This window comes from Pedobacter ghigonis, from assembly GCF_903166585.1.
Classification (GTDB): Bacteria; Bacteroidota; Bacteroidia; order Sphingobacteriales; family Sphingobacteriaceae; genus Pedobacter; species Pedobacter ghigonis.
The window spans coordinates 716,422-730,170 of record NZ_CAESCM010000001.1 but is presented as its reverse complement, the minus strand read 5'-3'; the positions used below and the strand labels follow the sequence as shown (position 1 = coordinate 730,170).

At 40.6% G+C, this 13,749-nt stretch carries 9 protein-coding genes and 1 tRNA gene; 8 read left to right on the top strand and 2 right to left on the bottom strand.

The genetic code is table 11. From position 1 onward, the window contains the following. Positions 1-39 precede the first annotated feature (39 nt). The 5 genes from HWV58_RS02850 to HWV58_RS02830 all read left to right on the top strand — a co-directional run bounded on the left by HWV58_RS02850 (position 40) and on the right by HWV58_RS02830 (position 4,770). A complete protein-coding gene (locus tag HWV58_RS02850) occupies positions 40-690 on the top strand; it encodes a hypothetical protein (protein WP_175632610.1) in 651 nt (216 codons plus the stop codon). A gap of 29 nt (positions 691-719) precedes the next feature. Then, positions 720-2,978, top strand: coding sequence for a xanthine dehydrogenase family protein molybdopterin-binding subunit (locus HWV58_RS02845; protein ID WP_175632609.1), 2,259 nt, complete (start codon positions 720-722; stop codon positions 2,976-2,978). 25 nt (positions 2,979-3,003) lie between these two features. Then, complete coding sequence (locus HWV58_RS02840) at positions 3,004-3,465, top strand: (2Fe-2S)-binding protein (RefSeq protein WP_175632608.1); 462 nt, start codon at positions 3,004-3,006, stop codon at positions 3,463-3,465. 19 nt (positions 3,466-3,484) lie between these two features. After that, positions 3,485-4,465 (top strand): GTP 3',8-cyclase MoaA, encoded by a 981-nt coding sequence (moaA, locus tag HWV58_RS02835; RefSeq protein ID WP_175632607.1) that lies wholly within the window; start codon positions 3,485-3,487, stop codon positions 4,463-4,465. A 116-nt stretch (positions 4,466-4,581) separates the two neighbouring features. After that, positions 4,582-4,770 (top strand): hypothetical protein, encoded by a 189-nt coding sequence (locus tag HWV58_RS02830; RefSeq protein WP_175632606.1) that lies wholly within the window; start codon positions 4,582-4,584, stop codon positions 4,768-4,770. A gap of 230 nt (positions 4,771-5,000) precedes the next feature. On the opposite strand, the gene HWV58_RS02825 is transcribed toward HWV58_RS02830, so the two are convergent. Next, positions 5,001-5,074: transfer RNA gene (locus HWV58_RS02825), tRNA-Met, on the bottom strand. Positions 5,075-5,748: 674 nt separating this feature from the next. Here HWV58_RS02825 and HWV58_RS02820 point away from each other — a divergent pair. From HWV58_RS02820 to HWV58_RS02810, 3 genes are all read left to right on the top strand, one after another. Next, positions 5,749-6,129: an START-like domain-containing protein gene (locus HWV58_RS02820; RefSeq protein ID WP_124558313.1), complete on the top strand. Its 381-nt coding sequence runs from the start codon at positions 5,749-5,751 to the stop codon at positions 6,127-6,129. Between the two features lie 30 nt (positions 6,130-6,159). Then, positions 6,160-7,584 carry an LptF/LptG family permease gene (locus HWV58_RS02815; RefSeq protein ID WP_175632605.1) on the top strand — a complete coding sequence of 475 codons (1,425 nt, stop codon included), beginning with the start codon at positions 6,160-6,162 and terminating at the stop codon, positions 7,582-7,584. Positions 7,585-7,724: 140 nt separating this feature from the next. Beyond that, positions 7,725-8,936, top strand: coding sequence for a bifunctional 3,4-dihydroxy-2-butanone-4-phosphate synthase/GTP cyclohydrolase II (locus HWV58_RS02810; protein ID WP_175632604.1), 1,212 nt, complete (start codon positions 7,725-7,727; stop codon positions 8,934-8,936). Between the two features lie 336 nt (positions 8,937-9,272). Here HWV58_RS02810 and HWV58_RS02805 read toward each other — a convergent pair whose 3' ends face one another. Continuing rightward, the gene (locus HWV58_RS02805; RefSeq protein ID WP_175632603.1) at positions 9,273-13,706 is read right to left on the bottom strand and encodes a translocation/assembly module TamB domain-containing protein; all 4,434 of its coding nucleotides are present in this window, start codon (positions 13,704-13,706) and stop codon (positions 9,273-9,275) included. Positions 13,707-13,749 lie beyond the last annotated feature (43 nt).

Below are 13,749 nucleotides of genomic sequence, written 5' to 3'. Positions count from 1 at the left end.
ATAATATCATTATATTAGAATAACTACAAAACAAAACATATGATTGAAAGACCAAATAAAAACAGTAAATACCGTGGCGCTGTAAGATCATTATTCGTGGTCACCATATTATCTTCAATTGTGGTTTTAATGGCCTTTGGAGCAGATTCTCTAACAGTTGATAGTAAGCCAAACGAGGTTAAGCCAATTGTGTTGAAGGACAGCATTGCATCGGTAACTGCTTTCAAACAGGTTTATGCAGTATTGATGAGTCCGCGATGTATGAATTGTCATCCGTCAGGAGATGTCCCTTTGCAGGGCGATGACAGCCACATACATGCAATGTTGCCAAAAAGAGGTAAAGAGGGTAAAGGTGTTTACGCGATGAAATGTTCAAACTGCCACCAGCCCACTAATACGCCGGGTTTGCATACACCTCCGGGAAATCCTGAATGGCATCTACCTCCTGCAAACATGAGAATGGTTTTTCAGGGCAGAACCGAGAATCAACTGGCCAGGCAACTTACGGATCCCAAAACGAACGGAAACAAGGACATGAAAAAGCTTATTGCACATGCCGATGACGGCCTTGTTCTTGCCGGATGGAATCCAGGCGAGGGACGTACATTGCCACCACTTTCACATGCAGATTTCAAAAAGGCCTGGATTACATGGCTAACCACCGGCGCTTTTGCGCCTCCGGAAAAATAATCAGATTATACATTATTAAATCTTAGCAGATGGAAATAAATCAAACCGAAAATAGCAGGCGTACCTTTCTGAAAACATCATTGATTGCAACAGGTGGGTTAATGATACATTTCAGCGGGCTGGCCAAGCTGGCTTTGCCCAACAATGACAATGGATTGCCTGCAGGGCAGTGGACAGAAATTAACGGCTATATCAAAATCGCTGCGGATAACTCCATTACGCTTATTTGTCCAAACCCGGAATTCGGACAGAATGTAATGACTTCCCTGCCAATGATTGTTGCAGAGGAGCTTGATGTCGACTGGCAAAATGTGACTGTGGAAATGGGCCCTCACGACAATGTTAAACTCGGACCGCAATTTACCGGAGGAAGCAATTCCATGCGCATGTATTGGAAACCACTAAGAGAAGCAGGTGCTACAGCTAGAAATATGTTGATGCAGGCTGCATCGCAAACTTGGGCAGTGCCAATAGTAGAGCTAACGAGCAAAATGGGCATGATTTATCATGAAAAAAGCGGTAAGAAAGGCAAGTATGGCGAATTTGCTTCCAAAGCAGCTGCGATTCCTGTTCCAAAGGGGATTAAGTTAAAGGACGTTAAGGATTTTAGCATTGTAAGGAAATCGCAAAAAAATGTTGAAGGGAAAAAGATAATAAGTGGAAAACCACTTTTTGGGCTTGATTACAAACATGAAGGTATGCTGATCGCCATGATTCAGCATCCGCCTGGTTTTGGTATGAAGCTGAAATCTTTTGATGCTTCCCAATGCCTGAAAATGCCCGGGGTTAAAGATGTTTTCAGTTTGAAACTTTATGAGGATGGTTTTGCCCAGGGTGGTTTTGATACGAGAACTTTTAATGAACTCCTTGTTGTTGTAGGTAAAACAACCTGGGAAGTGATGAATGCAAGGAAGAAGCTGATTGTTGAATGGATGCCGGCCGGCGATGTAAAAGATACAATGGCGGGCCGGGGAGAAAGCCGCACAGTTATTGTTCCGGGAGAGTTGGAAAGTACCGAAAATCAATATAAAAAAATGCTTGAGTATGGAGCTCGGCCAGCCCAATTGTTGCGCCGGGATGGTGACCCTGAAACCGGTTTCAAAAATGCGAAAACGATTATCGAGCGTACATATACAGCACCTTTTCTTGCGCATAACTGTATGGAGCCGATGAACTTTTTCGCTCATGTAACAGAGGAAAAGGCGCTAGTAGTCGGACCACTTCAGGCACCCGGTTGGACAGAGCCTACACTGATGAAAGTTCTTAACCTGCCTGCCGATAAGATAGAGATACAAATGACCAGAATGGGCGGCGGATTTGGGCGCAGAGCCTACGGACATTATCTGATCGAAGCCGCCCTGATCTCTAAAAAATCGAAAGCACCAATTAAACTGATTTATTCTCGCGAAGATGATACGACTTATGGTATTTACAGGCCAATGTACACTGCCACTTACCGGGCAGCACTCGATGAAAATAAGAAGCTATTAGCTTTTCATGTTAAAGGCGGCGGCATCCCTGAACATGCTGTTCATGCAAACCGTTTTCCTGCCGGAGCAATTGACAATTATTTGGCGGAGGGATGGCAGATTCCCTCAAATATTACAATTGGTGCTTTCAGGGCACCCCGATCTAATTTTGCAGCGGCCGCTGAGCAATCCTTTCTGGACGAACTTGCCGAAGCTATGGGTAAAGACCCGATTGATTTTCGACTGGAACTTTTAAAAAGGGCAAAAGATAACCCGGTTGGGAAAAATAATGAATATGATCCTGCCCGTTATGCCGGTGTCCTAAGCTTAGTAAAGGAAAAATCCGGATGGTCGGATCCACTAAATAAAAAATTTAGCCGGGGTGTGGCTGCCTATTTCTGCCATAACTCTTATGCCGCACATGTTGTAGACATGGTTTTAAAGGATGGTGAGCCTTATGTGGAACGTGTGTTCAGTGCAGTTGACGCGGGAATTGTAATCAACCCTGATGCTGCCACTAATATGGTGCAGGGCGCTGTTGTAGACGGAATAGGAAATAGTTTGTATGGCGGGCTTACTCATAAAAACGGAGTGGTTCAGGAAAATAACTTCCATAAATACAGAATCATCAGAATGCATGAAGCGCCGAAGAAAGTGGATGTTTCATTTGTTCAAAACGATATTGACCCAACAGGTTTAGGTGAGCCGCCTTTTCCACCGGTGTTTGGTGCAGTGGCCAATGCGCTCTATAAGGCTACAGGAAAACGTCACTATCAGCAACCTTTTGCTATGCCGCAACCCGAACCTACAAGTGTCTAATTTAAATTGAATAATTATACATAATATGATTACTTTAAATATTAATAAAAAGGAATATAAACTTGATGCTGATCCCGAAACACCACTCTTGTGGATATTGAGAGATCACGTCGGTCTTGTAGGTACAAAGTTTGGGTGTGGCGTTGCACAATGCGGTGCCTGTGTGGTTCATTTGGATGGAGAGGCTGTTCGTTCCTGTGTAACAAAGGCTAGTCGTGCCCAAGGCAAAAAAGTGGTAACAATTGAAGGTTTGTCCGAAAAGAATAACCATCCTTTGCAAAAGGCCTGGTTGGAACTGGACGTGTCTCAATGCGGCTACTGTCAGGCCGGGCAGATCATGTCTGCTGCCGTTTTGTTAAAAGAAAACAAGAACCCTTCAGATCAGGATATTAATGATGCCATGGCAGGAAACATCTGTCGTTGCGGTACTTACCTTCGAATTAGGGATGCGATCAAGTTGGCAGCAAAAGATAGCATCTCAAAATGAGTAATACTAAAGAAACGATATGATATCAGATTCCTTCGGACGAATACATGACTATCTTCGAATATCCCTAACAGATAATTGTAATTTCCGCTGTTTTTACTGTATGCCGGAAGAAGAATACGATTTCACACCGGCTTCAAGATTAATGCAGACCGACGAAATTGTTCAGTTAGCCAAGATATTTGTAGAACAGGGCGTAAAAAAAATACGTTTGACCGGAGGAGAACCTTTGGTAAGAAAGGATGCTGCTTCAATTATTTCTGAGTTGGGAAAACTTCCTGTAGAACTTGTAATTACTACAAACGGAACAAGAATTGCCGAGATGCTACCGGTTTTGAAAGACGCAGGAATTAAGAGTATAAATATCAGTCTGGATACCTTACAGCCCGAAAAATTCATGCTTATTACCCGCCGGGATGTTTTTCATCAGGTTCGCAGCAATATAGAACTGCTGCTTCAGGAGAAAATCACTGTTAAAATTAATATGGTGGTGATGAAAGGGATGAATGATGGCGAAATTAAAGATTTTATAAACTGGACAAAATATAACCCGATTCAGGTTAGGTTTATCGAATTTATGCCTTTTAACGGAAATAAATGGACTAGCAATAAAATGTATTCGCTGCAAGAAATCCTCTCTAAAATTGAACAGGATTTTACGGTCTTGCCGGTTGAAGGAGTGCCACACGATACAGCAAAACATTTTATGATTCCCGGTCATGAAGGTTCATTCGCAATTATCAGTACAATGACTGCACCTTTTTGCAGTACATGTAACCGCATGCGCCTTACTGCAGATGGTAAGCTTAAAAACTGCTTATTTTCTAACGGGGAAACTGATTTGCTTTCTGCACTTAGAAATAATGAAGAAGTTTTGCCGCTGATTATAGAATCCATCATGAGTAAGAAGAAAGAATTGGGCGGACAAATGATTACCGACTTTGAGCATATCGACCCCAATACCATAAAAAATCGAAGTATGATTACTATTGGCGGCTAACCTAAAGGTTTGTTTCCACCCGGATCAACTTGTCATTTTAGACGGTACTTATTCTATTGCAAATTTTAATATTTATCAGGCATATGTGTAATAAATTTAATCCTCCCTATTGATTCATGCAAGATCACGATAGTTTGAAGGTTAACCGTTTAAATGACCTAACGATTGATGAGGTTAAAGCATTAGGTATGTTCAAACATTTTTCTGATGCGGAAGCTCAAGAGGTAATTCGAACATTAAAAAGGTTTTCAGAGATAATCGTTGAAGATCATTTTAAGAAAGAAAATCAAGAAAAGAAACCATAGCGATTTATTAGTTCGAACCATAAGCGCTTGTTAACCAGTGCTTAAAGTAATTTTCGCCGGTTGGATTAACCCAAGCAGGATCGAACTAATAATTGCCTCATTTTCAGTTAGTAATGAATTTATGCATTTTTTTTCGTTTTCATGAGAAAGCATCATGAAAACGAAAAAGCCTTGAATTTGAGCTCCTTTCGAAGAAAGGGTTCGAACTTCAAGGCTTTTTGCCGTTTAAGTAGCGGGGAGCAGGATCGAACTGCCGACCTCAGGGTTATGAATCCTGCGCTCTAACCATCTGAGCTACCCCGCCGGGTTTATATTTACTAAATAACGTAAATACAGATGTGGTTATTTTTAAGAGCTGCAAATATAGGATAAATATACATTCTAATAAAAATAAATGTGAAAAAACATTTAAAGCCCTATAGCACAGTAAAATTAAATGAATTGAATGGGTTTTAGTTTGGCTCTACCTGGCTGATTTGGGCTTGTTTTTGTTTGTACGGATATGTGAAACCTTATTATGCTAATGGATTACAAGTACGATGGCTTTAATATTACTAAGAAAGGTAATTCAGTTGGCGAATGAGTATGGCCATTCGACTCTGATACCATTGACAGTCCCAATAGAAGAATCATCATCTCGACTGAAGCGCAGCAAAATGGAGAGATCTTTAAATAGATTTAGCTTCGCTGAGCACTGCGTGGTTGTCGCTACGTTGCACTCCGCTCGAAATGACGACTCCGAGGGGGCTGCACTAATATTGATTTTATGAAATAAATTAACCCTTAGGGTGACAGCCGATTTAGAGTTAGGAGGCAGTTAACCGATTTAAACAATTAACCCAATAACCAACTATTAAATCCGTTAAATTGGGTAAATAATCAAAAAAATGATAAGAGTTGCAGATATAGAATAAAATACCTTTCTTTAGAAAAATAACATTTAAAATAATCCGGAAATTATTCTGGTAGTGTACTAATATGGCAGAAAAGAAAAAATTTACACTAGAGTACGAAGTTAGATCGTCACCAAGAATATTATACAGCTTTATAAGCGAGCCCAACGGTTTGTCGCAATGGTTTGCCGATGATGTGGTTTTCCGCGATCAGGTATATACGTTTACCTGGGATGATGAGCAACTGAAAGCGAAAATGGTTTCGGTTAAGGAAAATAAACTGGTAAAGTTTAAATGGCTGGATGATGAGCCTCAATGTTATTTTGAGATGGAAATTGTACAGGATGAACTAACCAACGATGTAGCCCTCTCGATTACCGATTTTACTACTGATGAACTTCTGGCCGAGAAGAAATTAATCTGGGATAACCAGATCGATTACCTGATTAGTGTTTTGGGTGCATAATATTATCTGCGCATTGTTTACCTTTGTAGGGTGAAAAAACTACATCTTCTATTAATAAAAGCATTCGTAAGACCATTCATTGCAACATTTTTTGTAATGATGTTCATCCTGCTAATGTTTTTTCTGTTTAAATGGATTGATGATCTCATTGGCAAAGGCTTCGAATGGTACACCATTCTGGAGCTGATGTATTATGCCTCGGCAGCCAACGTTTCGATGGCATTGCCACTATCTGTGCTGCTTTCTTCTATCATGACTTTCGGTTCGCTGGGCGAAAATTACGAGCTGGTGGCCATTAAATCAGCTGGTATTTCTTTGCAGAAAGCCATGCGGCCTCTTTTTGTGGTGATTTTAATCCTTACTGTATCGTCGTTTTTCTTTGCCAACTACATGTTGCCCAAAGCCAATCTGAAGTTTGGTTCGCTGCTGTACGATATCCGCAATAAAAAACTATCCTTCCTGATTAAGCCGGGCGTGTTTAACAATGCCATACCGGGTTATGCCATCCGTGTCGATTCGAAAGAAGAAGATGGTACCCTACACAACATTATGATTTACGATCATAAAGAAAACAACGGTATTCCGAAGGTAATTCTGGCCAAAGAAGGCAAGATGGAAAAAACTGCCGATGGTAAGTTTCTAGTGCTGAGCCTTAAAAACGGCGTACAGTACGAAGAGCAGGCGAGCAGCAGCGGGATGTACAACCCGAGGCAGGTTTTCTCGCGCAGGAGGTTTAAAGAAACTGCGCCACGTTTTGATATGTCGTCGTTTGATGGCAATAAAACCGACCCTAACGCATTTGGCAACAGTACCCCGATGTTAAACCTGAAAGGGATTGTGCGCAAACGCGATTCGCTTACCAAGCAGCTCGATACCATACACATGCGTACCATCGAGAATTTAACCAGTAATTTTAAGCAGTTTAATGTTACTAAAGGTTACACCAAAATAAAGGCTGCACCCGCTAAAATAGATGATGTGGTGCTGAAGAGTATTCCCAACGGATCGCGCAAGCAGGCCCTTGATAATGCCACGAATGTGGTAGCCAATATTATGCAGCACGTACCCAACTGGGCACCACGCCAAACCGATTTAACCGGCGAAATTATTTTCACCACGGTAGAGTACCAGCGTAAGTTTACCCTTGCGGCATCTTGTATCCTGCTATTCTTTATCGGGGCACCACTGGGAGCCATTATCAGAAAAGGAGGGATGGGATTACCTGTTGTAGTAGCCATTTCGTTCTTCCTGGTGTACCACATTATTACCACTGTTGCAGAGAAATCGGCAAGGGAGGGTAACCTGAACCCGATAGTGGGGATGTGGATGGCCATGATTGTGCTGTCGCCACTGGCTGCATTTTTAACCTATAAGGCCACGGTTGATTCGGCACTTTTTGATGTAAATTATTACAAGCAGATGCTGCTTAAAGTGTTTAAAAAGAAGGAAAAGTAGCCCCCATTTCCTTTACTTACAAATGATATTTTAATCCAAAAATTGCTTAATAAGGTTGTACATTTGTACAAGTTAACGCTGCAGCATAAAAACTTGTTTAGAGATAATTAGCCGCGTTTTCCTCCATAATGCTATATAAAATGCAAACGAAATTAAACACAATAGAAGAAGCTGTCGCAGATATAAAAGCTGGTAAAGTAATTATTGTTGTCGACGATGAGAATAGAGAGAATGAAGGTGATTTCTTAACGGCTGCCGAAAATGCAACACCAGAGGTAATCAATTTTATGGCTACTTATGGTCGTGGTTTAATCTGCGCACCATTAACTGAAGAGCGTTGTAAAGAGCTTAACCTCGATTTAATGGTTGGTAAAAATACAGCTGCTTACGAAACCAATTTTACAGTTTCGGTAGATTTGGTTGGGCATGGTTGTACCACAGGTATTTCGGCCAGCGACCGTTCTAAAACCATGTTGGCATTGGTTGATCCTAAAACCGATCCGGCAGAATTGGGCAGGCCAGGACATATTTTTCCTTTAATTGCCAAAGATGGTGGCGTAATTCGCAGGGCAGGTCATACCGAAGCTGCAGTAGATTTAGCCCGTTTGGCTGGTATGAAACCTGCTGGTTTATTGGTCGAAATTTTAAAAGAAGATGGCGAAATGGCGCGTCTTCCCGATTTATTTAAAATTGCCGAGCAGCACCAGTTAAAAATTATATCAATTGAAGATCTGATTGCTTACCGTTTAAATTTAGATAGCCTGATTAAACAGGAAGTGAGCATTGCTCTGCCTACTGCCTGGGGCGATTTTAAAATGACGGCTTATACGCAACTGGATAATAATGCTACTCACTTAGCCATTTCAAAAGGCGAGTGGACTGCCGATGAACCTATTTTAGCACGTGTACACAGCTCTTGCGTTACCGGTGATATTTTCGGCTCGTGCCGTTGCGATTGCGGTCCGCAGTTGCATAAAGCTTTAGAGATGATCGAAAAAGAAGGTAAAGGTATTGTAGTTTACATGAACCAGGAGGGTAGAGGTATTGGACTTATTAATAAACTGCGTTCTTATAACTTACAGGATGCTGGTTTTGACACTGTTGAAGCCAACATTAAACTTGGTTTTAAAGGTGATGAACGCGATTACGGTGTAGGTGCACAGATATTAAGATCGGAAGGTGTAACCAAAATGCGCCTGATGAGTAACAACCCAACTAAAAGGGCTGGTTTAATTGGCTATGGTTTGGAAGTGGTAGAAAACATTCCAATCGAAATTGCCAGTAACGTACACAATGAGCGTTATCTAACCACCAAAAGAGATAAAATGGGCCATTCTATCATGAAAGGATAGTCTGGTTGGCTTTGGCTGCTCTCAGTTTTAATTATTAGAATTGATTGTGGTTAAATGAAAATCATGGAAAAGGCTGGCATATATTGCCGGCCTTTTTTGGGGATATGCTCAGTGTGTGATTAGCTTAGCGTTTTTAACGCTTTCTTAATACGATAAAATCGTAGTGCTATTGCTGCACGCGTTAGAAACGCGCGCAAGCGGATCTGAACTAAGAGATGCTTCACTGCGTTCAGCATGACAATTTTGTTTTAGTATGAGATGGGGCTATAGCTTTTTTGCCCTGTTTTATTTTGCCCGGCTATTAAACCATCAACTAATGGGCCATCAACTAAAAACCTACCTCCGCTGGTTTCCCTTGGTTTGATTAATAATCACATCTTTATTGAGCGATTTATTGGTTTTAACAGGCGCTTCGCTTTGTTTTCTTTTTAAATTGCGGCGATAAGAACCCGAAATTTTCTGGATAAACTCTTTAAACGTATCAAACTGCTGGGTGTATACCAAACCAAACGAAGTTACGTTCGCCGTTGGACTAATACCGCTGTTTAAGAAAATACTTTGTTGTGTAGGTGGTTTATTAGCCGCTTTGATGGTTAAGCTTCCATCTTTTTTAATCAGGAATACCGCTTCAACTTCCCTACCAACGTTGTCTTTACCAAAATCGATGATGGTAAAATCGTTTACGCTGTTACGGTCAACAATACCCGCATTAATAATCAGGCGGTCGTTAAAGAATTTAAATGATGCATTGGCCTCACTTAATGAGCGTACGTTCAGATCGACAAAATTTAAGTTTAAAGAAGAAAGTACATTGTTAAACTGGTTAAATACCAGTTCGGTTGCTGTGCTTGTTGCGGTTGAACTTAACTGGTTTCCAATTGACTGGCCACCGTTTCCAGGGGCAAAACTTCTTCTGATAATTAAACTGAAAGCTTGCAAGTTCAAGTTGTTCTGGTCGCTGAAATAGGTTTGCAACTCCTCTTTAATAGAAGGCTGCGCGGGGAAATTGATATCGAGTTTAATCTCCGGTTTTAATAGAAGACCTGTTAAACCCATTTCTACCTCCGTATTTACCCTTTGGTTGGCATTGCTGCTCGCATCGCGGTTAGCTGCTTTATACAAATCGTTTAAACTTGCCCTAAGTGCATAAACAGCTTTCAGGTTAATTTGTGCTGCAGTAGGGTTACCTGTCCAGCGGATGGTACCGCCCTGTCTGATTTCAAATTTCTTGTTAATTACTTCCTGTGCCGTAAAATCGAAACTTCCGGTTTCAATAATATAATCGCCCGACATTTCGAAATCGCCAAAACTGTTGATGTTCAGGTTAAGTTCTGCATTACCCTTACCACTTAAATTGCCCAGTGTGGTAAAAATGTTGGCTGTGGTATTTGGGTCGATAGTTAATTTAAAGGTTAGTGTTAAACCATCGAAATTGGTTGTTTTCTTAACTGCTACTGTAGAATCGCGGCTTACAAAATTAATGAAATCTTTATCCGATATCGTTTCAGAACTGTTTAAAGGCAAATTGAAAACCGTTCCTTTCTCTGTTTTTGCCTTAATATCGATTTTCATTTTATTGGTAGGCCCGGTAAATGTAAATACACCGGTGCCGTAAGCACGGCCATAATAAATCGAGTTATCTTTTGCTGTAGTATTTAAGGCCATTAAGCTGTTGGCGGTTACCTTAACATCTAAGGTAGGGTAGTTAATGTTGTTCAGGTCCACTGTGCCTTTTGCGATGGCTTCATGCCCTTCTAAATCGGCCAGTTTAAATTCTTCTCCCAAATCAATAACACTATTGCTTACCTGAACTTCATCGGTAATTACATAAGTGGTTTTGAGGTAATTTACCATTAACTGCCCTTTATCTAAGGCCACTGTACCGTTGATTTGTGGTTTGTCGAATTTACCCTTAACTGTTAAATCGGCAGAAATATTTCCCCTTAAATTAGATACCAGTTGCTTTACAAAAGGTTCTAAAATAGTGAGTTTACTTTCGTCCATTTTTACCGCCAGATCAATTTCTTTCTCTTTCAGGTCGAGGTTTCCGGTTAGCTTAAATGTTTCCGAATTTTCGGCCACGATACGGGTAAACACATCGATTTTATTGGTGGCGTTATTGTATGATGAGGTATCGGTAAGGGTACCTATATAAATATCGTTAAAGTTCAGCGAATCTATTTTCAGGTCGTCGGTTACACGCGGAGCTTTAAGTATGCCGTACAAATTGGTTTTTCCGTTAGCATTGCCGCCCAGTTTAATGCCCGCACCTTTGGTAAAAGGGTTAAGGGTTTTGAGGTTGAAATCTTTAAAGCCTACGGTAATGAGGTCTTTCGGGTCTTCCGAAATCAATCCGTCAATGGTTAATTGTTGTGCTCCGTTAGTGAGATCGAAATTGGTGATCTCCGTTTTGCCATTATTGAGCACAATACGCACCTTCTCTTGTATGCGCCATTCTTCGTTATTGATTTTTAGAATAGAAGGCAGCACACTCAAACGGGCGGTTGTATCCTGGTTTTTGGTAAACTCTACCAAGCCGTTTAAATCGAGCTGGTTGTCTTCGTCGGCGTTCGACATTTTAACGTTGAAGGCCAGACTATCATTACGCAGGATATTGGAAACGTTTACATCTTTAATGTATAAACTGTCGTTAAGCTGCACGCGATCGGAAGTAACAATCAGTTGAAGCTGCTGAGGGGTAGTGTTTTCATCGATAATGATATTGTTTACCACAACACCATTATATTTCAGTTTTTTAACAAAACCGTTCAGTACCGCTGTGTTGTTTCGCGAGTCGAAATCGCCGTTAAAGGTAGCTCCTTCCTCCAGTTCAAGACCAGGGATGAAAATCTGCGCAATAGGCTCGAACTTTTTAATGAGCAGTTTAAACTTGAAGATTTGGTTCTTGTACTTAAAAATGTCGGCCTTTAATGATGGAATATAAGTTTTGGCAATGGCCTTGTAATATGATACAATTGAGTTTAGATCATATTCACCCTGAATGCCCGCGTCCAGAATGTCGGAACGGATATCGAGCACGCGGTTGGCACCGGTTCCGTTGGCGGTTAACTGTACCGAATCGACACTGTAGACACCTTTAGGGTTTTGCAACCTAACTTCTTCAATTAATAATTTACCCGAAATGTTATTCAGGTTGGTGCCCGAGAAATTGGTTTTAAATTTCGCATCTACCATCAGCGAATCTTTCAGCAGCTTTAGGGCTTTTAAACGCGCCTTCGAAATGGTAGCGTTGAAGTTAAATACAGGTAATTTAGGATTAAGGTTTACACCACCATCAAAAACCAGTTTTACGTTCTTGTCATTTATACTCAGTTTACCGTCGAAATATTTTTTATCAAAAGTACCGTCGATTTTTACATTGTGGTAGCGGTAATTATTAAAGTCGATATAATCTACATCACCGTTTATTTTTTCAGTCAGGTTTTTGAGTTCTGTTCCACGGCCTTTTACGTATAAGGAAGAGCTGATACGCCCCAGGCTTTTCTCATCAACCAGGTTGCCCAGGTTAAAATCGTAACTCTTAACGTTTCCGGTGTAGGTTGGAACATCATTTTTATCGATCTTCATGTTTACATCCGAAACCAGGCGACCGAGCTTGGTTTTAAACTCGCCATAGGCAATAAAATCGTTCTGAAAACCAGTGAAACTCCCGTTAAAGTTGATGTTGCCAAACTTATTTACTACAGTTGGTACAATTTGCTTCTTGCTGTTGGTAATACCCGCCAGTACTTCATCCAGATCGGCCTTGTTGGTGCCTGCCATTTCGATGTTCAGGTCCATAAAGGTTTCTTTCCACTTTGGTAGTCCCTTTAGTATAAAATCTCCTTTAATGTAAGTGGCTTTTCCTGTCTTTATCGAAAGTTTTCTGGCGCGGAGGTTGTTTACCAATCCTGTAATTTGTCCGTCAACATCCAGATCGAGTTTCATGGTACTCAGCTCTGGTGCAAAAAAAGCAACGTCTCTTGAGGTAATGTGGCTATCTTTAAAAATAGCCTTCATGCGTACATTATCTACGTAGTGGTTAAAATCCCTGTAGGTTTTAAACCGCATCTGGTAGTAATTGGTTAAGCGGCTTTGATTGGTTTCGAGCAAAAGGTTTTTTAGCTCAATTGCATTACTATCAATTGTGGTTTGGGCAGTCAGGTTTTTAAGGTAAAAGCCGCTTCTTTCTTTCAGCGTTAAATTTTTGATATTCGTTTTAACCAAATGGTTTTTGGTGTCGAGCCCTTCAAAAATACCACTAAGCTCTTTAACGTCTACGTTTTCGAAATTTACACTCTTGCCCAGGGTAGTATCTTTAGCTGCGAAATTTTTATATCTGAAGGCAAACTTGTTTAAAATGATGCGGCCCAGTTTAATATCGTAAGGCTTGCTTTTCTTTTTCTTTACAGTAGGTTTACCAGAATCGAAGTAGTTTATAATGAAATCGAGGTTAGAAGACTTATCTTTGAAATCCTTTAGGAAAAAGCGGCCATTGTTGATTTGGACTGTGCTGATATCGATAATCCGTTTGTCAATAGATAACTGGTTAATATCAACCATAAATTGAGGGGTACTCAATAAAGTGTCTTTTTGAAGGTCGAGTACCAACAAATCTTCTAAAACGATAGATTTGAAAGGCTTGATGTAAAGACTCTTAATTGATATGGTGGTTTTAAGCTCTTTTGATAGGTATGCGGCAGCTTTCTGCGCAAAATAAGTTTGAACAGGCTTAAATTGTAACGAAAAAATAAGAAGCGCAAGCAGCAAAATTATTGATGCAATTACCCAAAGGAGTATTTTAAATAGTTTT